The 24,569-nt window shown below is 68.0% G+C and carries 19 protein-coding genes and 1 pseudogene; 9 read left to right on the top strand and 11 right to left on the bottom strand.

Annotated elements, in window-relative coordinates; all coding sequences use genetic code 11:
* Positions 1-105 precede the first annotated feature (105 nt).
* The 5 genes from fba to AB4061_RS38840 all read left to right on the top strand — a co-directional run bounded on the left by fba (position 106) and on the right by AB4061_RS38840 (position 5,314).
* Entirely contained in the window at positions 106-1,170 is a 1,065-nt protein-coding gene (gene fba, locus AB4061_RS38860) for a class II fructose-bisphosphate aldolase (RefSeq protein ID WP_150992695.1), read from the top strand.
* Between the two features lie 186 nt (positions 1,171-1,356).
* Positions 1,357-2,265 carry a phosphoribosylaminoimidazolesuccinocarboxamide synthase gene (locus tag AB4061_RS38855; protein ID WP_441641391.1) on the top strand — a complete coding sequence of 303 codons (909 nt, stop codon included), beginning with the start codon at positions 1,357-1,359 and terminating at the stop codon, positions 2,263-2,265.
* Between the two features lie 159 nt (positions 2,266-2,424).
* On the top strand, positions 2,425-2,922 hold the full coding sequence (purE, locus tag AB4061_RS38850; protein ID WP_006158083.1) for a 5-(carboxyamino)imidazole ribonucleotide mutase: 498 nt from the start codon (positions 2,425-2,427) through the stop codon (positions 2,920-2,922).
* 59 nt (positions 2,923-2,981) lie between these two features.
* Positions 2,982-4,226 carry a 5-(carboxyamino)imidazole ribonucleotide synthase gene (locus AB4061_RS38845; protein WP_441641390.1) on the top strand — a complete coding sequence of 415 codons (1,245 nt, stop codon included), beginning with the start codon at positions 2,982-2,984 and terminating at the stop codon, positions 4,224-4,226.
* Between the two features lie 113 nt (positions 4,227-4,339).
* The gene (locus AB4061_RS38840; RefSeq protein ID WP_441641389.1) at positions 4,340-5,314 is read left to right on the top strand and encodes an L-threonylcarbamoyladenylate synthase; all 975 of its coding nucleotides are present in this window, start codon (positions 4,340-4,342) and stop codon (positions 5,312-5,314) included.
* A gap of 324 nt (positions 5,315-5,638) precedes the next feature.
* Here the strand turns inward: AB4061_RS38840 and dacB are convergent, their stop codons facing one another.
* From dacB to AB4061_RS38815, 5 genes are all read right to left on the bottom strand, one after another.
* Positions 5,639-7,174 (bottom strand): D-alanyl-D-alanine carboxypeptidase/D-alanyl-D-alanine endopeptidase, encoded by a 1,536-nt coding sequence (dacB, locus tag AB4061_RS38835; RefSeq protein WP_441641388.1) that lies wholly within the window; start codon positions 7,172-7,174, stop codon positions 5,639-5,641.
* Positions 7,175-7,245: 71 nt separating this feature from the next.
* The gene (locus tag AB4061_RS38830; RefSeq protein ID WP_441641387.1) at positions 7,246-7,842 is read right to left on the bottom strand and encodes a MarR family winged helix-turn-helix transcriptional regulator; all 597 of its coding nucleotides are present in this window, start codon (positions 7,840-7,842) and stop codon (positions 7,246-7,248) included.
* A gap of 64 nt (positions 7,843-7,906) precedes the next feature.
* Positions 7,907-8,422: a DUF3237 domain-containing protein gene (locus tag AB4061_RS38825; protein WP_441641386.1), complete on the bottom strand. Its 516-nt coding sequence runs from the start codon at positions 8,420-8,422 to the stop codon at positions 7,907-7,909.
* Entirely contained in the window at positions 8,419-9,612 is a 1,194-nt protein-coding gene (locus AB4061_RS38820; protein WP_441641385.1) for an ABC transporter substrate-binding protein, read from the bottom strand. The genes AB4061_RS38825 and AB4061_RS38820 overlap by 4 nt, the downstream gene beginning before the upstream one ends.
* Before the next feature lie 93 nt (positions 9,613-9,705).
* Complete coding sequence (locus tag AB4061_RS38815; RefSeq protein ID WP_441641384.1) at positions 9,706-10,986, bottom strand: flavin-dependent oxidoreductase; 1,281 nt, start codon at positions 10,984-10,986, stop codon at positions 9,706-9,708.
* 339 nt (positions 10,987-11,325) lie between these two features.
* Between AB4061_RS38815 and AB4061_RS38810 the strand changes: the two genes are divergently transcribed.
* Positions 11,326-11,535, top strand: a complete 210-nt coding sequence (locus AB4061_RS38810) for a hypothetical protein (RefSeq protein WP_150992709.1) — start codon at positions 11,326-11,328, stop codon at positions 11,533-11,535.
* An 86-nt stretch (positions 11,536-11,621) separates the two neighbouring features.
* Here the strand turns inward: AB4061_RS38810 and AB4061_RS38805 are convergent, their stop codons facing one another.
* Entirely contained in the window at positions 11,622-12,086 is a 465-nt protein-coding gene (locus AB4061_RS38805; RefSeq protein WP_441641383.1) for a PACE efflux transporter, read from the bottom strand.
* A 117-nt stretch (positions 12,087-12,203) separates the two neighbouring features.
* On the opposite strand from AB4061_RS38805, the gene AB4061_RS38800 reads away from it, so the two are divergent.
* Positions 12,204-13,109 carry a LysR family transcriptional regulator gene (locus AB4061_RS38800; RefSeq protein WP_441641382.1) on the top strand — a complete coding sequence of 302 codons (906 nt, stop codon included), beginning with the start codon at positions 12,204-12,206 and terminating at the stop codon, positions 13,107-13,109.
* Between the two features lie 50 nt (positions 13,110-13,159).
* Here the strand turns inward: AB4061_RS38800 and AB4061_RS38795 are convergent, their stop codons facing one another.
* Positions 13,160-14,137: a tripartite tricarboxylate transporter substrate binding protein gene (locus AB4061_RS38795; RefSeq protein WP_441641381.1), complete on the bottom strand. Its 978-nt coding sequence runs from the start codon at positions 14,135-14,137 to the stop codon at positions 13,160-13,162.
* 127 nt (positions 14,138-14,264) lie between these two features.
* Between AB4061_RS38795 and AB4061_RS38790 the strand changes: the two genes are divergently transcribed.
* A complete protein-coding gene (locus AB4061_RS38790) occupies positions 14,265-14,966 on the top strand; it encodes a response regulator (protein ID WP_183033479.1) in 702 nt (233 codons plus the stop codon).
* Positions 14,959-16,386 (top strand): sensor histidine kinase, encoded by a 1,428-nt coding sequence (locus AB4061_RS38785; protein WP_441641380.1) that lies wholly within the window; start codon positions 14,959-14,961, stop codon positions 16,384-16,386. Before AB4061_RS38790 ends, AB4061_RS38785 begins: the two co-directional genes overlap by 8 nt.
* Before the next feature lie 29 nt (positions 16,387-16,415).
* Here the strand turns inward: AB4061_RS38785 and AB4061_RS38780 are convergent, their stop codons facing one another.
* The 4 genes and pseudogenes from AB4061_RS38780 to AB4061_RS38765 form a co-directional block, all read right to left on the bottom strand.
* Entirely contained in the window at positions 16,416-17,906 is a 1,491-nt protein-coding gene (locus AB4061_RS38780) for an efflux transporter outer membrane subunit (protein ID WP_441641379.1), read from the bottom strand.
* Positions 17,907-17,915: 9 nt separating this feature from the next.
* Entirely contained in the window at positions 17,916-21,212 is a 3,297-nt protein-coding gene (locus tag AB4061_RS38775; protein ID WP_441641378.1) for an efflux RND transporter permease subunit, read from the bottom strand.
* On the bottom strand, positions 21,212-24,373 hold the full coding sequence (locus AB4061_RS38770) for an MdtB/MuxB family multidrug efflux RND transporter permease subunit (protein ID WP_441641377.1): 3,162 nt from the start codon (positions 24,371-24,373) through the stop codon (positions 21,212-21,214). Before AB4061_RS38770 ends, AB4061_RS38775 begins: the two co-directional genes overlap by 1 nt.
* Before the next feature lie 9 nt (positions 24,374-24,382).
* Positions 24,383-24,569 (bottom strand): annotated as a pseudogene (locus AB4061_RS38765) (hypothetical protein); the annotation flags it as partial.

Genomic DNA, 24,569 nt, shown 5'->3' with positions numbered 1-24,569 from the left:
TCTCACGCGAAAAGCAAAGAAAGCAAAGAACGACCAGATCGACCAGATCGAACAGATCAATCAATCATTAAACGAGACACCCCATTCTTTCTTTAGGAGTTTGACATGCCACTCGTATCGATGCGCCAGCTGCTCGACCACGCCGCCGAAAACGGCTACGCGCTGCCCGCCTTCAACGTGAACAACCTGGAACAGGTTCAGGCCATCATGCAGGCCGCCGACGAAGTCAATGCGCCGGTGATCATGCAAGCCTCCGCAGGCGCACGCAAGTACGCCGGCGAGCACTTCCTGCGTCACCTGATCGAAGCCGCGGTGGAAGCCTATCCGCATATCCCGGTGGTGATGCACCAGGATCACGGCCAGTCGCCGGCGATCTGCCAGGCCGCGATCGACCTGGGCTTCTCCTCGGTGATGATGGATGGCTCGCTGCGTGAAGACGGCAAGACCCCGTCCGACTACGAGTACAACATCGAAGTGACCCGCAAGGTGGTGCAGCTCTCGCACGCCATCGGCGTGACCGTGGAAGGCGAGCTTGGCTGCCTGGGCTCGCTCGAGACCGGCGAAGCCGGCGAGGAAGACGGCATCGGCGCCGAAGGCAAGCTGGACCATTCCATGCTGCTGACCGACCCGGAGCAGGCTGCCGACTTCGTCAAGGCCACCCAGCTGGACGCCCTGGCAATCGCCATCGGCACCTCGCATGGCGCTTACAAGTTCACCCGCAAGCCCACTGGCGATATCCTGGCGATCAACCGCATCAAGGAAATCCACGCCCGCATCCCCAACACCCACCTGGTGATGCACGGCTCGTCGTCGGTCCCGCAGGAACTGCTCGCGGAAATCCGCCAGTTCGGCGGCGACATGAAGGAAACCTACGGCGTGCCGGTCGAGGAAATCCAGGAAGCCATCAAGTACGGCGTGCGCAAGATCAATATCGACACCGATATCCGCCTTGCCATGACCGGCGCGATCCGCCGCTTCTTTGCCGAGAACCCGAGCAAGTTCGACCCGCGCGAATACCTGAAGCCGGCCCGCGAAGCTGCCAAGCTGGTTTGCAAGGCACGCTACGTCGCCTTCGGCTGCGAAGGCCAGGCCGCCAAGATCAAGCCGGTCTCGCTCGACGCCATCGCGCAGAAGTACAAGTCGGGCGAGCTCGCCCAGGTCGTGCAATAAGCAGGACCCCGTGCCGTCCCCGCCCCGATCCCGTCAAACGGGCAGGCGCGGGGACGACGCTTTTCAGGCCCCGGCGCCGGGGCGCTGAAAAGCGCTAACAAAATGAAGCGAAGCAGTTGTTCTGGCCCGGCGCCAGAATCATTCTGTTAGTGCCTCCCATCGGAACCACCGAACCACCGAACCGCCATGTCGAACGCTCTCTACCAGTCCTCCATCACTTCGCTGCCGCTGCTCGGCCACGGCAAGGTCCGCGACAACTACGCCGTCGGCGACGACAAGCTGCTGATCGTCACCACCGACCGCCTGTCGGCCTTCGACGTCATCCTGGGCGAGCCGATCCCGGCCAAGGGCCGCGTGCTCAACCAGATGGCCAACTTCTGGTTCAAGAAGCTGGCTCACATCGTGCCGAACCACGAAACCGGCGTTGCCGCCGAGACCGTGGTGAGCCCGGCCGAAGTCGAGCAGGTGCAAGGCCGCGCCGTGGTGGTCAAGCGCCTCAAGCCGATCCTGGTGGAAGCCGTGGTGCGCGGCTACCTGGCCGGCAGCGGCTGGAAGGACTACCAGGCCACCGGCAGCGTGTGCGGCATCGCGTTGCCCGCCGGCCTGCAGAACGCGCAGAAGCTGCCCGAGCCGATCTTCACCCCGGCCGCCAAGGCCGAGATGGGCGAGCACGACGAGAACATCTCCTTCGCGGAAACGGAAGAGCGCATCGGTGCCGACCTGGCCCGCCAGATGCGCGACATCTCGATCCGCCTGTACAAGGAAGCAGCCGACTACGCCGCCACTCGCGGCATCATCATCGCCGACACCAAGTTCGAGTTCGGCCTGGACGAGAACGGCACGCTGACGCTGATGGACGAAGTGCTGACCGCCGATTCCTCGCGCTTCTGGCCCGCGGATTCGTACGAAGTCGGCACCAACCCGCCGTCCTTCGACAAGCAGTTCGTGCGCGACTGGCTGGAAGCGGTGCGCATCGACGGCAAGCCCTGGCCCAAGACCGCCCCGGCGCCCGCGCTGCCGGCCGACGTGATCGAGAAGACCGCCGCCAAGTACCGCGAGGCGCTGACGCGCCTGACCGGCGAGGAACTGCAGTAATGTTGGGCGGCGCTGGCCGTAGCCGGCCGGTGCGCCAAAGCCGTCTGCAATGACGACGGCTGTCACTCCCGCTCCCCTCAGGGGGAGAGGGGAGCGAACCAACGCAGGACGAAGGTTGGCGCGGTCCCCAAGCGCCAGACAGATTTTTAAGGACTTAACGTGAGCAATACAGCCAAGCCGCTGGTCGGCGTTGTGATGGGCAGCAGTTCCGACTGGGACGTGATGCAGAACGCGGTCGCCATGCTGAAGGATTTCGGCGTGGCCTTCGAGGCGCGCGTGGTCTCCGCCCACCGCATGGCCGACGACATGTTCGAGTACGCCGCCACCGCGCGCGAGCGCGGCCTGCGCGCCATCATCGCCGGTGCCGGCGGTGCCGCGCACCTGCCCGGCATGATCGCCGCCAAGACCATCGTGCCGGTGTTCGGCGTGCCGGTGCCGTCGCGCTACCTGCGTGGCGAGGACTCGCTGCTGTCGATCGTGCAGATGCCCAAGGGCGTGCCGGTTGCCACCTTCGCCATCGGCGAAGCGGGCGCCGCCAATGCCGCGCTGCACGCCATCGCCACGCTCGCCACCACCGACGACGCGCTGGCCGCCGCGCTGGAAGCGTTCCGCGCCAAGCAGACCGAAGCTGCCCGCGCCATGACGCTGCCGGTGTAATACGCACATTCGCACGCACACCGACTAGCCCCAAGCCCCCGAATCCGGAAAGACGCGCAATGCCAACCGATATCCATCCCCACCTGGTCGAAGCCCACACGCCGGAGTCGCGTGCCGAGTTCGGCATCGACAATCCCAGCGCGCCGGTGCTGCCCGGCGCCTGGCTAGGCATGCTGGGCGGCGGCCAGCTCGGCCGCATGTTCACCCATGCCGCGCAGTCGATGGGCTACAAGGTTTGCGTGCTCGATCCGGACCAGGACAGCCCGGCCGGCACGATCGCCGAGAAGCACATCTGCGCGGCCTATACGGATGAAGCCGCGCTGGCCGAGATGGCCAAGCTGTGCCCGGCGGTGACTACCGAGTTCGAGAACGTGCCCTCGCTCTCGCTCGACCGGCTGGAGCAACTCGGCGCCTTTGTCGCGCCGCGCGGCTATTGCGTGTCGATCGCGCAGAACCGCATCGGCGAGAAGAAGTTCTTCGCTTCCTGCGCCGAGCGCACCGGCGTGCCCACCGCGCCGCACTGGGTGATCCAGCACGACGCGGATGTCGACCAGGTGCCCGAGGACCTGCTGCCCGGCATCCTCAAGACCGCGCGCATGGGGTATGACGGCAAGGGCCAGGCCCGCGTCAGGACCCGCGAAGACGTGCGCGCTGCGTGGCGCGCCATGCAGCACGTGCCGTGTGTGCTGGAAAAGATGTTGCCGCTGGCCTACGAGGTTTCGGTACTGGCCGCGCGCGCTGCCGACGGCACCACCGCCACCTGGCCGCTCGCCGAAAACGTGCACCGCGACGGCATCCTGTTCTCCACGGTGATGCCGTCCACCAGCGTCTCCGACGAGATCGCCGCGCGCGCCCGCGCCGCGGCCGCCACCATCACCACCGAGATGGGCTATGTGGGCGTGCTGTGCATCGAGTTCTTCGTGCTGACCGATGGCTCGCTGGTCGCCAACGAAATGGCGCCGCGCCCGCACAACTCCGGCCACATCACCATGGACGCCTGCGAGACCAGCCAGTTCGAGCAGCAGGTGCGCGCCATGGCGCGCCTGCCGCTGGGCAGCACGCGCCAGCATTCGGCCGGCAAGATGCTCAACCTGCTGGGCGATGTGTGGTTCGAATTCGGCCTGGAGCGCACGCCGGCCTGGGACGAAGTCGTGGCCCAACCCGGCGCCAAGCTGCACTTGTACGGCAAGAGCGATGCGCGCCCCTCGCGCAAGATGGGCCACGTGAATTGCGTGGGCGGCGCGGCAACCGATGCCGAGCGGGCCTTCGACGCGGCCTTGACGGCGCTGCACATCGCGCCTTGATGGCTTGCCCGACGCATGCGCCGGGCTTTTCCGTTTTCCTGCTTTCGTAGCTCTGTAGCTCTGTAGCTCTGTAGCTCCGTAGCTTCGCTGTAACGCCACCCCAGAGATTCCCGATGTCGCGCATGCCCACGCCCGCCGAACTTGACCAAGCGGTCCAACTGCTGGAGGCCGGCGAGCTGGTCGCCTTTCCGACCGAGACGGTCTACGGCCTGGGCGCCGACGCGGAAAACCCCGAGGCCATCGCCCGCATCTACGCGGCCAAGGGGCGCCCGTCCAATCACCCGATCATCGTGCACGTGGTGGATGGCGGCGACATCAGCTACTGGGTGGACGATGTGCCACCGGCCGCGCAAGACCTGATCGACGCCTTCTGGCCCGGCCCGCTCACGCTGATCCTCAAGCGCGCCGCGCATATCCCGGCGGCGGTTGCCGGCGGCCAGGACAACATTGGCCTGCGCTGCCCGTCGCATCCGGTTGCGCAGGCGCTGCTGAGCCGCTTCAAGCGTGGGCGCGGCGGCATTGCCGCGCCGTCCGCGAACAAGTTTGGGCAGGTCAGCCCGACCACGGCGCAGCACGTGCGCGACGAGTTTGGCGACGCGGTCTTCGTGCTGGAAGGCGATGACGTTGAGGTTGGCATCGAATCGACCATCGTGGATCTGTCGCGGCTGGAGCAGGGCATTGGCCCGGTGCTGCTGCGCCCGGGCGCCATCACGCCGGCCATGATGGCGCAGGTGCTGGGCGTTACGCCGTTGCCGCCGGATGCTGCCGCGCCGCGCGCGTCAGGTACGCTGAAGGCGCACTATGCGCCGCATACGCCGTTGGGTTTGTGCTCTGCTGCAGATTTGCCTGCGCAGTTGGTCAATTTGCCCGCCGACGCGCGAGTGGCGTGGGTTGGTGCTCAGGCGGCTGCCGATCCGCGCTGTGTGTGGGTGCAGGCGCCCGCCGATGCCGAGGGTTATGCGCGTGCGCTTTATAGCTTGTTGTTGTCTTGCCAAAAAAGTAGGCAAAAAAGGCGCGCCGGATGGGGCGACTACCCCCTCGGGCTTCGGCGAAAAGAGCGGCCGGGACCCAAACTCGCATCGCCTTAAGGCGATACTCAGACATGGGTCCCTCTTTTCCGCCCTTTTCGCCGAATCCGGAGGCGCCCCATACGGCCTTGGCACACCTTGACGGCTCGCTTCGCATCGCGCTTGGGTGTTTTCCCGCCCTTCGGGCGCTTTACACGGCTACCACAGTTGGTTGATCTTGCCGCTGGTTGGCTCCCCTCTCCCACTTGTGGGAGAGGGCATGGGGCCATCGATCTGAGGCTTCCAGGACATATTTTCCGACATACAAGGGGCCGGGGGAGAGGGCGGGCGCTTGCAAGGGCGCTAGCTCACCTTATTCCGTACCGGCTGCCAGTATCACGCCACTCAGGGTGCGCCCTGATATACCCATTGCAACAGGGCGTCGTGGGCTTCGCGGGCTTGTGCTGCGTTGGCGTGGTTGATGTAGCTGACCACCACATAGCGGTCGCCGTTCAGCGCGTCGACATAGCCGGCCAGCGCCCGGACATCGTTCAACGTTCCCGTCTTCATGTAGGCATTGCCGGCCGCGCCGGCGCGTGTCAGGCGGTTGCGCAGCGTGCCGTCCACGCCGAGGATCGGCAGCGAATCGATCAGCACCGGGCCGACTTCACTGGCCAGCGCTTGCTGCAGCAGCCGTGACATATCGTAGGCACTGATGCGTTCGTCGCGCGATAGCCCGGAGCCGTTGTCCAGTACCAGGCCGGGCATGTCCAGCCCCTGGCGCGCCAGCCAGCGCTGCACCACCTTGGCCGAGCGGGTGGTGCTGGCCGGGCCGCTGCGATCCATCTCCGCGCCGATGGTCAGGTAAAGCTGGCGGGCCATCACATTGTTCGAGAACTTGTTGATGTCGCGCACGATTTCCGACAGGGGCTGGCCGTAGTGGCGTGCCAGCAGGAAGGCGTTGCGCGGGGCGCGGCCCATGCGCAGGGCTGGCTGGTGGGTGAAGCGGCCGCCGGCCAGTTGCCATTCAGCGACGAAGCCGCCCCAGGTGAATTCGTTGTGCGAGAGCGTGGCGATGTTGACCACGTGTTCGCCACAGTCGGCGGCGTAGCTGCCGTCGAAGGAGGCCAGCACGGTGCCGTCGGGCTGTGGCGTGACGGCGGGGCGCGCGCGCGCCGACCAGTCGCCGCACTTGCCGTGGGACAGCGCCAGGCGGTTGTCGAGCTTGAGCTGCGCCAGCGCGGGCGTGACCGATACCGCGACCGACTGGTTGGCCGGGTCGGGCGTGATGGTAAACGACAGCGTCTTGAAGGCGTAGAGCAGCGCGTCGGGGCTGACGTTGTAGGCGCGCTGGGTTTCGCCATCGATGGTGGCGCCCTTGTCGAGGGCGGAATCGAAGTAGCTGCGGTCCAGCACCAGGTCGCCGTTGATGGTGGTGGCGCCCGCGATGCGGGCGGCGTTGACCAGCTTGGCCATTTCTTCCGGCACCAGCTTGGGGTCGCCATAGCCGCGCAGGTAGACGTTGCCGTTGACGGTGCCGTCGGCGCCTGGCTGGTTGTCCGCGTACAGCGCGGTCTGCCAGCGGTAGCCGGGGCCAAGCAGCTGGAGCCCGGCGAAGGTGGTGACCAGCTTCATGGTGGAAGCCGGGTTCATCGGCGTTTGCGCGTTCCAGCTTGCGCGGGGCGCCGGCGCGCCGACCTTGATCACGTAGAAGCTGGTGGCCGAGGCGGGCACATGCGCGCGCTTGAGCGCAGCCGTCACGCTGCCCGGCAGGCCTGAGCGCGGCTCGGCGGACTCGGTCGCGGCGTGGGTGGCCTTGGTCTTGTGAACGGGGGTCTTGGCGGCGGCGGTGTTCACGCCGCTGATGCACAACAGCCCGGCGGCGCAAAGCGGCAGCAGGCGGTGAAGAATTGGGGAAGGGCGATTCGGCATGGTGCCCATGTTAACGCATGGGCCTGGGCGCGGATGACGCCGCCATGCGATTTCCACAGGTTTTTCCGCAGAAATTCCGTCTAGTCTTCTGCGGCGTTTGTGGGGTCTGCCAAATGGGCCAAGCTGGCCGCGCCGGTCGGCTGCGGCGGCGCGAGCTTTCCGAGCAGTGTGCGCAGCGTGTCTTGTTCCTGCGCCGACAATGCGCCCGCGACGCGCGCATCGTGCGCGCACACCGCGGCGGTGGCGGCTTCCAGCGTGCGCCGTCCCGCCGGGGTCAGCACCAGGCTGTAGGCGCGGCGGTCGTGCGGCGCCGGGCGGCGCGCCACCAGCTTCATGTCTTCCAGCGCGTCGACCAGCAGCACCGCGCCCGAGCGCGCGATGCCCAGGATGCTGGCCAGCTCGGTCAGCTTGAGCAGCGGATTGCGCGAGACGATCACGAGCGCGGAGAAACGCGGCGGCGTGATGTGCCACTGCGCCAGCGATTGCACGAAGTCTTCGTAGATACGGATCTGCGCGCGGCGGATGGCGTAGCCGACCAGGCCGTCCAGCACGCCGTAGTCGACGTTGGCGATATGCGGGTCGAATCCGCCGGGCGCATCGGCTGCCTGGCTGGCGCCGGCGGGATCGGGGGCGAGGGCGTCGCGGCTGCGGCGCACACGCGCCTTTGCTGTGGTCATGAGGCCTTGGCGTCGGTCGATGGATGTGGGGGAGGGCGTTGGGCTGCCTGAAAAACCGGGCCGCCTATACGACGCGAAAATACCGCATTTCCACCCGGTCCGGATAGCGGGCGCCGGTGGCGACGAACAGGTGCTGCATGAGCCAGTCGTAGCCGGGCGCCGCCGTCTCGAAGCGGGGCGCGGTGCGGAAATAGATCAGGCGCGGGTCGACGATCTCGCCGCCGGCCAGGCGCGCGATCAGTTCGGCGGGGCCGCTGCGCACGCCTGCGTTGACGATGTAGATGCGCGCGCCGTCGTCGGTCTCCAGCACGTAGCGGGCCTCGATGTCGGCCACGACGATGCCGTTGCCGTTGCCGGTATCGTGGCGCACCAGCTGGAAGTCCGCGCCGCCGGGCAGGATGCGCCCTTGCAGGCGCGGCCCGGAAACGACGCCGTCGAGAATGGGGATGACCCGCCGGTTGCCCAGCGCGCTCGCACCCACCTCGGTGACCGGCGCCAGCCGGAAGCGGAAATCCGCCACGTGCTCCAGCGTGGGCATGGGCAGGCCAGCGATGGCAAAGGGCGCGGCGGGCGCGGTCATTTCAGCAGCTTCCAGTTGCCATTGTCGATGGTCAGCATCACGCGGCCGCGGGTGTCAAAGCCGAAGTGATCCTGCGCGGTGTAGTTCAGCACGCCGTGCGACACCACGATATTGCGCTCGCTCTCCAGCGCGGTCTTGAGCGCGCGGCGGAATGCCGGCGTGCCCGGCTTGGCCTGCTTGAGCGCCACCGGCACGATGCGCTGCAGCACCAGGCCCGCATCGTAGGGGTGGGCGCCGAACTGGGTGCGGGTGTCGGGCCCGTACTGCTTCTCGTAGCGGCCCACGTAGTCCAGCCCCGGCTTCTTGGTGGCGGCGCTGTCCGGCAGCTGCTCGGCCACGATGACCGGCCCGGCGGGCAGGATGGAGCTGTTGACGGCTTTGCCGCCGATGCGGATCAGGTCCTTGGTGGCCGCCCCGTGCGTGTGGTAGACCGGGCCCGCGTAGCCGCGCTCGCGCAGCGTGGTGTGCGGCAGGGCCGCGCCGGTGCCGGCGCCGGCGATCAGCACCGCGTCGGGGCGGGCGGCGATCAGCTTGAGCGTTTGCGCGGTCACGCTGGTGTCCGAGCGCGCATAGCGTTCGGTGGCCACCAGGCGCATGCCGCGCGCCGTGGCGGCGGTGGTGAACTCCTTGAGCCAGGTCTCGCCGTAGGCGTCGGCAAAGCCGATGAAGGCGATGGTCTTGACGCCTTTGGCGTGCGCCGCATCCGCCACGGCCTCGGCCATCAGCTTGACTGGCTGGGCCAGCCGATACGTCCATTCGCCGCGTCCGGGCTTGAGCTCGATCGGCGAGAAGGCCAGCTGCACGGTCTGGCTCTCGTCGGCGACTTCGGCAATCGCGATCGACGGCGCCACCGCCGACGAGCCGAGGATGATGTCGACCTTGTCCTCGCTGACGAAGCGGCGCGCCACCTTGGTGGCCTGGGTGGGATCGGAGCCGTCGTCCAGCACGATGTAGCGGATTTTCTCGCCGGCGATGGTCTCCGGCAGGAAGGGCATGCTGTTCTTCTGCGGGATGCCGAGCGAGGCCGATGGGCCGGTCGACGCGATGCTGACGCCGACCGTCACTTCGGCAAGCGCGGGCGCGGCGCCGAGCGCGGCGGCAAGGCTGGCGGTGACGGCGAGCGCAAGGCGGCTGGCGGGCGTGGCAAGGCGTCTAACGTGTCTAAGGCGTGTAGGGCTGGGGCGCGGCACGATGTCTCCTATTCTTCGAATGACGCCGGCTTCTCAGGGCCGGTCGGGGGGCATGATACGACGGACTGGCGCAATCACAGCGCGCGGCTGCGCCTAGCGCGGCGGCACCTGCAGCGATTGCCGGTCGAAGCCGGCGAGCTGCTTGTAGCGCAGCGCGATCGCTTCGAGCTCGGTGCGCGGGATCACGGTTTCGATATCGCTGAAGCCCTGCGGCGCGCGCTGCTCGGCCAGCTGCATGACCTGCTCGGGCCCGTTCATGCGGTTGCGCAGCACGATGGCCGCGGTGCGCGGCAGCCGTTCCGCTTCGTACTCGCGCAGCGCATGGCCGGTGCCGGAGGCGTCGCGCGGCGCGCCGTTGGCCAGGAGGCTGTCGATCAGGTAGCGCGCATCGAGGATGGCCTGCGCGCTGCCGTTGGAGCCGATCGGGTACATCGGGTGGGCGGCGTCGCCCAGCAGCGTCACGCGGTCGAAGGTCCAGCGCGGCAGCGTGTCCTTGTCGACCATGGGGAATTCGTAGATGGCCTGCGCGCCGTCGATCAGCGCGGGGATGTCGATCCAGTCCCAGCGCCAATCCGCAAAGGCTTCGCGGAACACGGACTTGTCGACCTGCTTGTTCCAGTCGCTGCGCGGCGGGGTATCCGGCGCGCTGTCGGGCACGCGCAGCTCGGCGATCCAGTTGACCAGCGAGCGCCCCTGGCGGCGCAGCGGCTCGGAGATCGGGTAGGCCACGAACTTCTGGTCCTGGTGGCCCGCCATGAACATCGAGCTGCCATCCAGGTACGGCGGCGCCTCGGTGACGGCGCGCCACAGCGTGCGGCGCGAGAAGCGCGGCGCGTCGCCCTGCGGATAGAAGTGGCGGCGCACGGCGGAGTGGATGCCGTCGGCGCCCACCAGCACATCGGCCCGCGCCGTGACTTGCGCGTTGTCGCTGCGCCGGCGYAGCGTGAACTCCACGGGATCGCCCGCGCGCGCGCCGGTGCTCGTGACTGCTTCAAACGTATGGCCGGCATGCACGCGCTCAGCGCCCAGGCGCTCCACCACGGTGCGGTAGAGCAGCATCTGGAATTCGCCGCGATGGATGGAGAACTGCGGCTGGCCGTAGCCCGCCGCGCGCCCGCGCGGCTCGTGCCAGATGCGCTGGCCGAGCTTGTTGTAGTAGGACAGGGACGAGGTTTGCACCGCCAGCTCGGCCAGTGCATCGTGCAATCCCAGCTCGGACAGCTCGCGCACCGCGTGCGGCAGCAGGTTGATGCCCACGCCGAGCGGGCGCAGCGTCTCGCTGGCTTCCCAGACCTCGGCCTCGATGCCGTGCCGGTGGCACAGCAGTGCCAGCGTCAGGCCGCCGATGCCGCCACCGGCAATCGCGATCTTCATGGTGTTGTCTCCACGGCTTGTTATGGATTGCCCGCCGCGCGTGCGTCATGGGGAGGCCGCAGCGGGCAGCAATATTGTTATGTAGTATAACTAAATGCGCGGCGGCTTCAAGCCGGGCGGCGTGCGGGGAAACCCGCAATCGAGCGGCGCTGACATGGCACGCGCACGGGATTTGTGGGAATCCGCTGACACGATGTTCGGCCATAGCCCCGTCACGCAAAGCGACGCCGCCCCCCATACTGAAAACACCTGCCGCAGATGTGGACCGTGCGGTAACACGCAATAGCGCGGCCTGGGTGCATTGCCCGGCGCCGAGCCAATCCCACAAGGAGCCTCATCATGCGTACCGTAACCCTGTCTATCCTGCTTGCCACCCTGCTGAGCGTGGCGGGCTGCGCAGACATGACGCCCAAGCAGCGCAATACCGCCATCGGCGCGGGTGTTGGCGGTGTGGCCGGCGCTGCACTGATCGGCGGCCCGGCGGCCACCATCGGTGGCGCGGCGCTGGGCGGTGTGGTTGGCAACGTGGCGACGCCAGAGCGCCGGTAAGGAATAATGCAGCCACGCGAAGTGGCTGGCCAAAATGCAAAAAGCGGATGCCGTCGGCATCCGCTTTTTGCTTCCTGATCGCTGGGTCAGCAGGCCGACTTCGCGACCGCCTTTGTGGTATTTCCGCTTTTCCCCGCGGCGCCGGCCACCGGGAACACGGCATCGTAGGTCCAGTTGTAGATGAATGCATAGACCACGTAGAAGGCCGCCAGCGCGATGTCCATGACGAAGGCATCAAACAGACTCATGTCGAGGTACCACGCCACCATCGGCAAGAACACCACCAGCAGGCCCAGTTCGAACAGGATAGCGTGGAGCACCCGCACGGCCACCGGCTTGCGCAACTGCCCGGTGAACCGCAGCATGGCCTTGTCGAACAGCACGTTGTAGACGTAGTTCCAGCCGGCGGCGATCAACGATGCCACCACGGCGAGGATGCCGATCTGGTGCAGGGCGAAGCCAAAGACCCAGCTGCCCACGGGCGCGACAATCAGCAAGCCGATCACTTCAAAGCCGATGGTGTGACGAATTCTGTCCTTGGTGCTGCGCATGATACTTCCTGTCTGGCGTGTGAATAGAGGGCATTCTATCGAGTATTCTGGGATGGTAAAGTTGGGTTCTATCGCTTAAAACGATGGATGGGCAGCGGCCCGTCCCAAGGAATCGACATGAGCCTCTCGCTCGAGCAATTGCAGGCCTTTGCCGCGGCCGCCGAATGTGGCTCTTTCTCCGCAGCCGCGCGCCGGCTGGGCAAGGCCCAGTCGGTCGTCAGCGCGGCCGTGTCCAATCTCGAGATCGACCTGGGCAACCAGCTGTTCGACCGCGGCGGGCGCTATCCCACCCTGACCGCCGCGGGCGAGCGGCTGCTGGCTGAGGCGCGCGTGATCCTGGAGCGTTGCGAGCATTTCCGCGGCGTGGCCAAGAGCCTGGGCGAGGGCGTGGAGAGCCGCCTGGTGCTGGCGGTGGACGAACTCTATCCGGAGGAAACCCTGGGCGTGATGCTGGAAGAGTTCTCCGAGCGCTTCCCGGCGGTGGAACTGGAGCTGCTGTTTCCCTTGATGGAAGACGTCAGCCGGCTGGTGCTGGAGCGTTGCGCCGACCTGGGCATCATGTGGCGCCAGGAGGTGCTTCCGCCGGAGCTGGGCTTCCGCGCGCTGGGCTGGGTGCCGATGCGGATCATCTGCGCGCCCGACCATCCGCTTGCGGACCAGCGCGTGGGCTGGGAGGAACTGAAGCGCTACCGGCAGCTGATGGTGGCCACCCGTACCGACAGCGAGGAAAAAATGCGGCTGCGCGTGGCCGCCGAAGTCTGGTGGGTGGAGAGCCAGTGGGTCATCGTAGAGCTGGTCAAGCGCCGGCTGGGCTGGGCCTTCGTGCCCTGGCACGTGGCGGCCAACTCGCCGGCGGGCACGCAACTGGTGTCGCCCGCGCTGGAGTTCGACGACCAGGACTGGCCGGTGGCGATGGAGCTGGTGTGGCATAAGCAGCGGCCGCTCGGCAAGGCCGCCACCTGGCTCAAGGAGCGGGTGAGCAAGCAGCCGCTGCCGCGTCCGGAGGCGCTTGCCCGGCCGTAGCGGGGCTATCAGGGCTATCGGAGCTATCGGAGCTATCGGAGCTATCGGAGCTATCGGGTCAGCCCGAATTCCTTGGCCAGCATGCTATAGCGCTGCACCGTTCGCTGCACATAGGTATCCAGGTCGGCGCCGCCCAGGTCGGCCGGGAACAGGCCTTGCTCCGCGCGCAGCCGGGCGAATGCCGGGCTGGCCTGCAGGCGTTCGAAGCGGCTGGCCCAGCGCTGGTAGTCGGCCTGCGCAACCTTGGGGCCCATGTAGAAGCCGCGCAGGATGGGCCAGACGATGTCGAAGCCCTGCTCGCGCGCGGTGGGCACGCCGGCCAGCCTGCCGGGCAGGCGCTGCGCCGCCAGCACGGCCAGGATGCGGATGCCGCCCGCGCCGAGCTGCATGGCGGCCTCCGATGCGTCGCCGGACACCGCCTGGACGTGCCCGCCCTGCAGTGCCGTGAAGGCCTCGCCGCCACCCTCGAAACCCACGAAGCGCATGCGCTTGTAGCCCACGCCGGCTTGCCGCGCCACCAGCGCGGCCTTCATCCAGTCCTGGTTGCCGATGGTGCCGCCGGCCCCGAACAGTACCCGGTCCGGATCCGACCTGAGCGCGGCCACCAGGTCCTTCAGGGTCTTGAAGGGCGAGTCGGCGCGTACCGCTATCACGCCATAATCGGCGCCGAGCGCGCCGACCCAGCGCACATCCGCCGCGCCGTACTTGCCGAACTTGCCTTGGGCCAGCGCCAGCAGGGAGCCGTCTGAAAAGGCGACGATGGTGTCGGACTCGGCGGGGCGTTGCGCCACGATGCTGTTGTAGGCCACCGCGCCGATGCCGCCCGGCACGTAGGCCAGCCGCATCGGCTGCTCGGTGAACCCGGCTTCGAGCAGCGCGCGCTGCGCCAGCTTGCAGGTCAGGTCAAAGCCGCCGCCGGGCTTGGCGGGCACGATGCATTCCGGCGCGGCGGCCGCCGGCCGCGCGCAGGCAGCGGCGAGGGCGAGCGCCGCGCAGGCAAAGCGCAGGGCGGCCAGAACGTGGCGCATCGATTTTCCTCCGGGGGGGCAAGTGGACGGCAGACAGCTTACCGGGAAATCCCGAAAAATCCGCTGGCTGGCGATGCGAAAATCAGGCATAACAAAGCGCCGCCAAGAGGCAGGAGAACACCTTTCCATGAGAGTACTGCTGGTCGAGGACCACGATGAACTGGCCACCTGGGTGATGCAGGCGCTGCGCGCGCTGCATTTCACCGTGGAGCGCGCGGCCGACGCGGCCAGTGCGGAATCCTTGCTGTTCAGCACCCACGCCGGCAGCGCGGGCGGGGCCGGCAGCGACTACGCGCTGGTGTTGCTGGACCTGACCCTGCCCGACCGCGACGGCCTGGACCTGCTCGCGCGCCTGCGCGCTCGCGGCTGCCGCGTGCCGGTAATGATCCTGACCGCGCGCGGCGAAGTGGGCGACCGGGTCAAGGGCCTGGACCTGGGCGCCGACGACTACATGGCCAAGCCCTTCGACCTGGCCGAGTTCGAGGCGCGCGTGAAGGCGCTGCTGCGCCGCGCGCGCCAGACCGAGGCGCCGCTGGTGGTGTGCGGCGGCCTGGGGTTCGATACGGTGTCGCGCCATTTCCAGGTGGGCGGCGTGCCGCTGGCGCTGACGCCGCGCGAGCATGCGGTGCTGGAGATCCTGATGACGCCGCCCGGCAAGACCGTCAGCAAGGACCGCATCTACGCCAGCATCTTCACCCTGGCCGACGACACCCAGCCGGATGTGATTGAGGTCTACGTGCATCGCCTGCGCCGCAAGCTCGAAGGCTCGGGCGCTGCCATCGTGACCTTGCGCGGGCTGGGCTACGTGCTGGAGCCCAGCGTTGGCTGAGCCGCGCAAGCGCGCCGCCAGCCTGCGCGCACGCCTGCTGTGGTGGCTGATCCCGCCCATGCTGGCGCTGCAGGCCGCGTACGGCGTAGTGGCCTACTTCAATGCGCTGGAATCCGCCAACCAGGCCTATGACCGCACCTTGCTGGCATCGGCGCGCAATATCTCCGAGCGCATCACGCTGACCCCCGAAGGCGTGCGCGTGGACGTGCCGTATATCTCGCTCGATACCTTCGAGGTGGGCATGAACGCCACCATGTTCTACCGCGTCAGCGGCGTGCATGGCGAGTTCGTCTCGGGCTACGACGACCTGCCGCCATTCGATGCCAGCCAGCCGCGCACCAAGCTGTACCCCGCACTGGTGAGCTTCTACGACCGTACTTACCGTGGCCAGCCGATCCGCATCGCCGCGCTGCGCCAGCCGGTGATGGACGCCGGCGGCACGCGCGGCGGCATGGCCTTGATCGAGGTGGGCGAGACGCTGGACTCGCGCCAGGCGCTGACGCGCAACATCCTGTTCGATGTGCTGTGGGGCCAGCTGATGCTGGTGCTGGCCGCGGTGCTGGTGATCTGGCTGTTCACGCGGCGCGCGCTGGCGCCGCTCGATGCGCTGCGCGAAGCCGTGGCGCAACGCCAGCCCGGCGCCACCACGCCGCTGCCGCTCGACAGCGCCCCGCGCGAGACCGCGCCGCTGGTGCAAGCCATGAACGGCTACATGGCGCGGCTGGAACAGGTGCTCGCCGCGCAGCGCCGCTTTATCGCCGACGCGGCGCACCAGTTGCGCACGCCGCTAGCCGTGCTGCACACGCAGGCCCAGCTGGCCGCGCGCGAGCGCGATCCCGACGAGCAGCGGCGCATCGCGCAGGGCCTGGCCGACAGTACCGCGCGCATGGCCGCGCTGGCCGACCGCCTGCTGTCGATGGCGCGCGCCGCGCACGGCGGAGCCGAGGCGCCGCGCGCGCTGGACCTCGCGGCGTTGGTGAAAGAGGTTTGCCTCGAGCTCACGCCCGCTGCGCGTGCGCGCCGCATCGACCTGGGCTTCGAAGGCGCGGGCGCGCAGCTAGTGCGCGGCACCGATCTGCTGCACGAGCTGGTGACCAACCTGGTCGACAATGCCCTGCGCTATACGCCGTCGGGCGGCATGGTCACGGCGCGGGTCTTGCGCGCGGGCGAGGCGGTGGTGCTGGAAGTGGAGGATGACGGTCCCGGCATTCCCGCCGCGGAACGCGCGGCGGTGCTAGAGCCGTTTTACCGCGGCAAGGCGGCGGGTTTGACGGTGCCCGGTGAGACGGCTCCCGCTGGCTCGGGGCTTGGCCTGACCATCGTGCGCGACATCGCCATGGCGCATGGCGCGTCGCTGGTGCTGCTGGATGGCGCGCAGGGCAGGGGCCTGCTGGTGCGGGTGCGCTTCCCGCCGGCATAGGGCGGCGGGGAGGCTCCCACCGCCATTTGCTATTGCGTTGCCGAGCCGCCGGGCGCTGTGCCGGCCGGCGCCGTATTCGACGCGCTCTCCGTCTCGATATGCCAGCCGCCGCCCAGCGCCTTGATCAACACCGCGCTGGTCGTGTACTGGCGGCCCACGATGGTCAAGTAGGTGCGCTCCGCCGTGTAGGCGGTGGTCTGCGCGGTCAGTACGTCCAGCAGGCTGGCAGTGCCAGCGCGGTAACGGTTGTTGACCAGGGCCAGCGCATCGCGCGCCGAACGCAGCGCGTCGTTCTGCACCACGCCTTCTTGCTCCAGCAGGCGCGCGCCGGCCAGGTTGTCCTCGACTTCCTGGAACGCGGCGAGCACCGTCTGGCGGTAGTTGGCCACGGTCTGGTCGTAGGCCGCCACCGCCTGCGCCTTGGCCGCGCTGCGCAGGCCACCGTCGAACAGCGTGCCGGCCAGCGCCGGGCCGATCGACCACACGCGGTCCGGCAGCGACAGCCACCGCGCCAGCGTGCTGGCGGAAAGGCCGCCGGTGGCCGATAGCGACAGCTTGGGGTAATACGCCGCCTGGGCCACGCCGATTTGCGCATTGGCCGCGGCCATGCGGCGCTCGGCCGCGCCGATATCGGGCCGGCGTTCCAGCAGCGCCGACGGCACCGCGACAGGCACGCGCGGCACGGCGGCGGCATAGTCCTGCGGCGTGATGGAGAGGTCGGCTGGCGGTTTGCCAGTCAGGATGGCGATGGCGTGCTCGAGCTGCGCGCGCGTGATCTGGATATCGATCTGCTGCGCCTGCGCGGACTTGAGCTGGGTCTCGGATTGCAGCACGTCCGAGCGCTGGGCGGTGCCGGCTGCGTACTGGTTGCGCACCAGCTGCAGGGATTTCTCGTAGTCGACTACCGTGCGGTCAAGCAAGGCCTTCTGCTGGTCGGCGATGCGCAGCAGGAAATAGCTCTGCGCCAGCGTGGACTGGGTCGACAGCAAGGTCGAAGCCAGGTCGGACTGGCTGGCCTGCGCGCTGGCCTCGCTGCTTTCCACCTGCCTGCGCACGCGGCCCCACACATCGATCTCCCAGCTGGCCGACAGCGTGGCGTTCTGGCTGTTGCCGATCAGGCCGCTGCTGCCCTTCGAGCGGCTCAGCCCGGCCGATGCGCCCACCGTGGGGAAGTAGCCGGCGCGCGCCGATTGCAGCGCGGCCAGCGCTTGCCGGTACTGCGCCTCGGCCGCCTTGATGTTCTGGTTGGATACCTGCACCTGCGACATCAGCGTGTCGAGTGCCGGATCGCTGAACACCGCCCACCAGTTGCTGCGCGCGCTGGCATCCTGCGGCTCGGCCGGCTTCCACTCGCCCCACTGCGAGGTGTCGGCGGGTGCTTCCTTGAAGGCCGGGGTGGTGGGCGCGTCCGGCCGCTTGTAGTCGGGACCCACGGCGCAGCCGCCCAGCAGCAGGGCACAGGCTGCCGTCAGCACGGTCGCGGGGACGCAGAGGGCGGGGAGGCGAAGAAAAGCGTTCATGGATCGCATTCAGGGTTCGAGGCTGGCCGTGGCCGCAGGCACCGCGGAGCGGCGCTGGCGCCAGGCTTTCACCTTCAGGCGCCAGCGGTCCAGCGTCAGGTAGACCACGGGCGTCGTGTAGAGCGTCAGCAGCTGGCTGACCACCAGCCCGCCGACGATGGAGATGCCCAGCGGCGCGCGCAGCTCGGCGCCGTCGCCGTGGCCGATCGCCAGGGGTATCGCGCCCAGCAGGGCGGCCATGGTGGTCATCAGGATCGGGCGGAAACGCAGCAGGCAGGCGCGGTAAATGGCGTCATGCGGCGACAGGCCCTCGCGCCGTTCGGCGTCGATGGCGAAGTCGATCATCATGATGGCGTTCTTCTTGACGATGCCGATCAGCAGGATCACGCCGATCAGCGCGATGATGCTGAAGTCCGTGCCCGAGGCCAGCAGCGCCAGCAGCGCGCCCACGCCGGCCGACGGCAGCGTGGACAGGATGGTGAGCGGATGCACATAGCTCTCGTACAGCATGCCGAGCACGATATAGATGGTGATCAGCGCGGCCAGGATCAGCAGCGGCTGGCTCTTGAGCGAATCCTGGAAGGCCTTGGCGCTGCCCTGGAAGTTGGCCTGCAGCGTCTCCGGCACGCCAATGCGCGCCATCGCATCCTTGACCAACTCCGTGGCCTGCGATAGCGAGACGCCCTCGGCCAGGTTGAAGGAGATGGTGGAGGCCGCGAACTGGCCCTGGTGATTGACGCCCAGCGGCGTGCTGGTGGGCGTGAACCGCGCGAAGGCCGACAGCGGCACCCGCTTGCCGCCGCCAGTGACCACATAGATATCCTGGAGCGCATGCGGGCCTTCCAGGTACTCGGGGCTGAGCTCCATCACCACCCGGTACTGGTTGAGCGGATTGTAGATGGTGGACACCAGGCGCTGGCCGAAGGCATCGTTGAGCACCGCATCGATCTGCTGCGCGGAAACACCGAGCTTGGACGCGGTGTCCCGGTCGATGATCACCGAGGTCTGCAAGCCCTTGTCGTTGGTGTCGGTGTCGACGTCTTCCAGCCCCTTGAGGTTGGAGATGGCCGCGCGCACCTTGGGCTCCCACTCGCGCAATACGTCGAGATCGTCCGACTGCAGCGTGAACTGGTAGGCCGAGCTGCTTTGGCGCCCGCCAATGCGGATGTCCTGCACCGAGGTCAGGAACAGGCTGGCGCCGGGCTCCTTGGCCAGCTTGACCCGCAGCCGGGCCACGATGGCGTCGGCCGGCTCGCGCTCTGAAATCGGCTTGAGCGTGACGAACATCTGGCCGGTATTGCGTTGCGAGCCGCCGGTGAAGCCCGTCACATTGACCACCGCCGGATCGGACTGCACGATCTTGATGAAGTTGTCGAGCTTGGGCCGCATGGCCTGGAACGAGGTGGCCTGGTCGGCGCGGATAAAGCCGATCAGGCGCCCCGTATCCTGCTGCGGGAAGAAGCCCTTGGGCACGATCGTGTAGAGCCAGACATTGAGGCCGATGGTGGCCAGCAGCACCAGCCACACCAGCGTGCTGTGGCGCAGCGCCACCGCCAACGTGCGTGCGTACCCATCGTGCATCCAGGCGAACATCCGCTCGCTGGCGCGGTAGAGGCGGCCCTGGCGCTCGGGGCGCACCGGCTTGAGCAGGCGTGCGCACATCATCGGCGTGGCCGTGAGCGAGACCACCAGCGACACCAGGATCGACACCGACAAGGTGATGGCGAACTCCTGGAACAGGCGCCCGACGATGCCGCCCATCATCAGCAGCGGGATAAACACCGCGATCAGCGACAAGCTCATCGACAGCACCGTGAAGCCGACTTCGCGCGAGCCCTTGAGCGCGGCTTCGAGCGGTTTCATGCCTTCCTCGATGTGCCGCGAGATGTTCTCCAGCACCACGATGGCGTCATCCACCACGAAGCCGGTGGCGACCGTGAGCGCCATCAGCGACAGGTTGTTGAGCGAGAAGCCGGCCAGGTACATCACCGAGAAGGTGCCGATCAGCGACACCGGCACCGCCACGCTAGGGATCAGCGTGGCGCGCACATTGCGCAGGAACAGGAACACCACCATGATCACCAGCGCCACCGAGATCATCAGGGTGTGCTCCACCTCGCGCAGCGAACCGCGGATGGTGGGGGTGCGGTCCATCATCACTTCCATCTTGATGGCGGACGGGATCATCTGCTGCAGCGACGGCAGCATCTCGGTGACGCGGTCCACCGTCTCGATGATGTTGGCGCCTGGCGAGCGGTTGAGCACCAGCAGCACCGAGGGCTGGCCGTTGGCGGAGCCGGCGTTGCGCACGTCCTGCACCGAGTCGGTCACCTTGGCCACGTCCGACAGCCGCACCGGCACGGCGAAGGAGTTCGGGCCGCCCTTGCTGGTGTTGCCGCCGGTGGCGCCGGTGCTGATGGTGGTGGTGCCGCTGCTGGTGGTCAGCGTGGTGGTGGTGACGCCGTTGACGGTCTTGGTGCTCACGCCGCCGCCCGCGGTGGCGTTGGCCGTGCTGGCGATCAGCGCACCGGCCGAGGCCGACGAGTAGGTGCCCGGCGTGGCGTAGCGGACGATCAGCGGCATGTAGTCCGCCGCCTTCATGGCCTGGTCGTTGGCGTAGACCTGCCAGTTGGTGGTGGTGTTTTCGAGCGAGCCGAGCGGACGGTTGGCGTTGGTGGCGCTGATGGTGTTGCGCACATCCTCCAGCGAGACACCGTACTTGTTGAGCGCCGTGGGGTTGAGCTCCACCCGCACCGCCGGCAGCGACGAGCCGCCGATGGTGACCTGGCCCACGCCCTCGATCTGCGACAGCTTCTGCGCCAGGATGGTCGAGGCCGCATCGTAGAGCTGGCCGCGCGTCATGGTGGGCGAAGTCAGCGCGATGATCATGATCGGCGCATCGGCCGGGTTGACCTTGCGGTACGTCGGGTTGCTCGGCAGGCTGGTGGGCAGCGTGGCGCGCGAGGCATTGATGGCGGCCTGCACGTCGCGCGCGGCGCCGTCGATGTCGCGCGAGAGCTCGAACTGCATCGTGATGCGGGTCGAGCCCAGCGAACTGCTGGAGGTGATCTCGGTGACGCCGGCAATGGCGCCCAGGGCGCGTTCCAGCGGCGTGGCCACGGTGGCGGCCATGGTCTCGGGGCTGGCGCCGGGCAGCGAGGCGGACACCGAGATGGTGGGGAAATCCACCTGCGGCAGCGGCGACACCGGCAGCAGCCGCAGCGCCGCCAGCCCCGCCAGCAGGATGCCGATGGTCAGCAGCGCGGTGGCGACCGGGCGATGGATGAAGGTGGCCGACAGGTTCATTACGGCCTCGGCTCCGGAGCGTGCCCAGCTTCACTGCCACCTGCGCCACCACCTGCGCCGCCACTCGTGTCGTCGCCAAACCGGCGCTGGCGCCAGGCTTTCAGGCGCGTTGCCACGCTGTCGAACGCCAGGTAGATCACCGGCGTGGTGAACAGCGTCAGCACCTGGCTGACCAGCAGGCCGCCCACCATGGTGATGCCCAGCGGACGGCGCAGCTCCGAGCCGATGCCGGTGCCCAGCATCAGCGGCAGCGCCGCCAGCAGGGCCGCCATGGTGGTCATCAGGATGGGGCGCAAGCGCAGCAGGCAGGCCTGGAAGATGGCCTCGCGCGGCGCCATGCCGCCCTCGCGCTCGRCCTCGAGCGCGAAGTCGATCATCATGATGGCGTTCTTCTTGACGATACCGATCAGCAGGATGATGCCGATGATCGCGATGATGCCCAGGTCCTGGCCCGAGACCAGCAGCGCCAGCAGCGCGCCCACGCCGGCCGAGGGCAGGGTGGAGAGGATGGTCACGGGATGGATGGTGCTCTCATAGAGCACGCCCAGCACGATGTACATCGTGATCACCGCGGCCAGGATCAGCCACAGCGTGTTGGACAGCGAAGCGCGGAAGGCCAGCGCGGCGCCCTGGAAATCCGTCTGCATCGAGATCGGCAGGCCGATTTCCTGCTCGACCTTGGCGATCTTGTCGACCGCGGCGCCGAGCGATTCGCCCGGTGCCAGGTTGAACGAGATGGTGGCCGAAGGGAACTGGCCCTGGTGGTTGATCACCAGCGGCCCGGTGCGCTCGCTGATGCGCGCGAACGCGCCCAGCGGCACCTGCCCGCCGGAGGAGGAGGGCAGGCGCAGCTCCGCCAGCGACTGCGGATCGGTGCGGAACTGCGGCATGGCCTCCAGTACCACGCGGTACTGGCTCGCCTGCGTGAAGATGGTCGACACCAGGCGCTGGCCGAAGGCGCTGTACAGCGCGCTGTCGATCACCGCGGTGGTGATGCCAAAGCGCGCCGCGGCGTCGCGGTCGATATCCACATAGGCGCGCAGGCCGTTGTTCTGCTGGTCGCTGGCCACGTCGCGCAGTTCCGGCTCCAGCTTCAGGCGCTCGACCAGTCTCGGCACCCAGGTGGCCAGCGTGGCGGGGTCCGGGTCCTGCACGGTGAACTGGTACTGCGTGCGTGCCACGCGGTCCTCGATGGTCAGGTCCTGCACCGGCTGGGTGTAGAGCGAAACACCGCCGAGCTTGTCGACCGCGGCCTGCAGGCGGCGCGTCACGTCCTCGATGGAGTCGCTGCGCTGGTCCTTGGGCTTCAGGTTGATCAGGAGGCGCCCGGCGTTGAGCGTGGTATTGGTGCCGTCGACCCCGATGAAGGAGGACAGGCTCTCCACCGCCGGGTCTTCCAGCACCACCTTGGCCACTGCCTGCTGCTTCGCTGCCATGGCGGGGAACGAGGTGGTCTGGGACGCTTCGGTAATGCCCTGGATCACGCCGGTGTCCTGCACCGGGAAGAAGCCCTTGGGCACCAGCATGTACAGCAGCACGGTCAGCACCATGGTGCCGATGGCGACCAGCAAGGTGAGCTTCTGGCGGTCCAGCACCCATTCCAGCGCGCGGCCGTAGCGGTCGATCACGTTGTCGAAGAAGCGGCCGCTGGCGCGGTGAAAGCGCGAGAGCTTCTCATCGGGCACATGGTGCAGCAGGCGCGCGCACATCATCGGCGTAAGCGTCAGCGAGACCACCGCCGAGATCAGGATCGACACCGCCAGCGTGATGGCGAACTCGCGGAACAGGCGCCCGACCACATCGCCCATGAACAGCAGGGGGATCAGCACGGCCACCAGCGAGAACGTCAGCGAGATGATGGTGAAGCCAATCTGCTTGGACCCCTTGAGCGCCGCCTCCATGGGCGAATCGCCCTTCTCGATGTAGCGCATGATGTTCTCGATCATCACGATCGCATCGTCCACCACGAAGCCGGTGGCAATGGTCAGCGCCATCAGCGTCAGGTTGTTGATCGAGAAGCCCGCCAGGTACATCACGCCGAAGGTGCCCACCAGCGACAGCGGCACCGCCACGCCCGGGATGATGGTGGCGGGCACATTGCGCAGGAAGACGAAGATCACCATCACCACCAGCGCGACCGCCAGCAGCAGCTCGAACTCCACGTCGCGCACCGAGGCGCGGATGGTGGTGGTGCGGTCGGTCAGCAGCTGCACCTTGACCGAGGCCGGCAGCGCGTTCTGCAATTGCGGCAGCAGGGCCTTGATGCGGTCCACCACCTCGATCACATTGGCGCCGGGCTGGCGCTGGATGCTCAGCACGATGGCCGGCTTGTCGTTGGCCCAGGCCGCCAGGCGGCTGTTCTCGGGCCCGTCGACGATGTTGGCCACATCGGTGATGCGGATCGGCGCGCCCTTCTGGTAGCCGACGATGATCTGGCGGTACTCGTCGGCGGACTTGAGCTGGTCGTTGGCATCGATGGTGGAGGCGCGCGCGGGGCCGTCGAAGCTGCCCTTGGCGCCGTTGACGTTGGCGCTGCCGATCGCCGTGCGCAGGTCGTCGATCGACATGCCGAGCGCGGCCAGCGCGGTCGGGTTGGCCTGGATGCGCACTGCCGGGCGCTGCCCGCCGCTGATGCTCACCAGCCCCACGCCCTGCAGCTGCGAGATCTTCTGCGCCACGCGGGTGTCCACCATGTCCTGCAGCTTGGGCAGCGGCATGGTGTCGGACGTCATGGCCAGCGTCATGATCGGCGCGTCGGCCGGGTTGACCTTGCTGTAGACCGGTGGCATCGGCAAGTCCGCCGGCAGCAGGTTGCCGCCGGCGTTGATGGCGGCCTGCACCTCTTGCTCGGCCACGTCCAGCGACAGCGTGAGCTCGAACTGCAGCGTGATCACCGAGGCGCCGCCCGAGGATGACGACGACATCTGCTTGAGGCCCGGCATCTGGCCGAACTGGCGCTCCAGCGGCGCCGTGATGGACGAGGTCATCACGTCCGGGCTGGCGCCCGGATACAGGGTGGTGACCTGGATGGTCGGGTAATCGACCTCCGGCAGCGCCGACAGCGGCAGCAGCTTGAAGGCCACCAGGCCCGACAGCAGGATGGCGACCATCAGCAGCGCGGTGGCGACCGGCCGCTCGATGAACAGGCGTGAGGGATTCATGCTGGGTCCTTACTGCGGCCGCTGGGGCGCAGCGCCGGCCGGGGCGCCAGTGCTGGCGCCGCCATCCGTTGCCGCCGCGCTCGCGCCGTCGCGGTGACGCCGCCCTTCACCGTGCACACCTGAGGCGCCCGAGGCGCTCGAGGCGCTCGGTACGCCCGAGGCGCCGGCCGCGCCGCTGGCGCCACCATCGCGGCGC

This window comes from Cupriavidus sp. YAF13, assembly GCF_052113425.1.
Taxonomy (GTDB): Bacteria; Pseudomonadota; Gammaproteobacteria; order Burkholderiales; family Burkholderiaceae; genus Cupriavidus.
This window is presented reverse-complemented; position numbering and strand designations above follow the sequence as displayed.

What these genes read in the sequence shown, in the direction of transcription:
- AB4061_RS38830 (WP_441641387.1), bottom strand. Translation starts at nt 7,842, where the DNA reads ATGACCACAGCAAAGGCGCGTGTGCGCCGCAGCCGCGACGCCCTCGCC.
- AB4061_RS38800 (WP_441641382.1), top strand. Translation starts at nt 12,204, where the DNA reads ATGAGCCTCTCGCTCGAGCAATTGCAGGCCTTTGCCGCGGCCGCCGAA.
- AB4061_RS38790 (WP_183033479.1), top strand. Translation starts at nt 14,265, where the DNA reads ATGAGAGTACTGCTGGTCGAGGACCACGATGAACTGGCCACCTGGGTG.
- AB4061_RS38805 (WP_441641383.1), bottom strand. Translation starts at nt 12,086, where the DNA reads ATGCGCAGCACCAAGGACAGAATTCGTCACACCATCGGCTTTGAAGTG.
- AB4061_RS38795 (WP_441641381.1), bottom strand. Translation starts at nt 14,137, where the DNA reads ATGCGCCACGTTCTGGCCGCCCTGCGCTTTGCCTGCGCGGCGCTCGCC.
- AB4061_RS38855 (WP_441641391.1), top strand. Translation starts at nt 1,357, where the DNA reads ATGTCGAACGCTCTCTACCAGTCCTCCATCACTTCGCTGCCGCTGCTC.
- dacB (WP_441641388.1), bottom strand. Translation starts at nt 7,174, where the DNA reads ATGGGCACCATGCCGAATCGCCCTTCCCCAATTCTTCACCGCCTGCTG.
- AB4061_RS38825 (WP_441641386.1), bottom strand. Translation starts at nt 8,422, where the DNA reads ATGACCGCGCCCGCCGCGCCCTTTGCCATCGCTGGCCTGCCCATGCCC.
- AB4061_RS38845 (WP_441641390.1), top strand. Translation starts at nt 2,982, where the DNA reads ATGCCAACCGATATCCATCCCCACCTGGTCGAAGCCCACACGCCGGAG.
- AB4061_RS38840 (WP_441641389.1), top strand. Translation starts at nt 4,340, where the DNA reads ATGTCGCGCATGCCCACGCCCGCCGAACTTGACCAAGCGGTCCAACTG.
- AB4061_RS38775 (WP_441641378.1), bottom strand. Translation starts at nt 21,212, where the DNA reads ATGAACCTGTCGGCCACCTTCATCCATCGCCCGGTCGCCACCGCGCTG.
- AB4061_RS38810 (WP_150992709.1), top strand. Translation starts at nt 11,326, where the DNA reads ATGCGTACCGTAACCCTGTCTATCCTGCTTGCCACCCTGCTGAGCGTG.
- fba (WP_150992695.1), top strand. Translation starts at nt 106, where the DNA reads ATGCCACTCGTATCGATGCGCCAGCTGCTCGACCACGCCGCCGAAAAC.
- AB4061_RS38780 (WP_441641379.1), bottom strand. Translation starts at nt 17,906, where the DNA reads ATGAACGCTTTTCTTCGCCTCCCCGCCCTCTGCGTCCCCGCGACCGTG.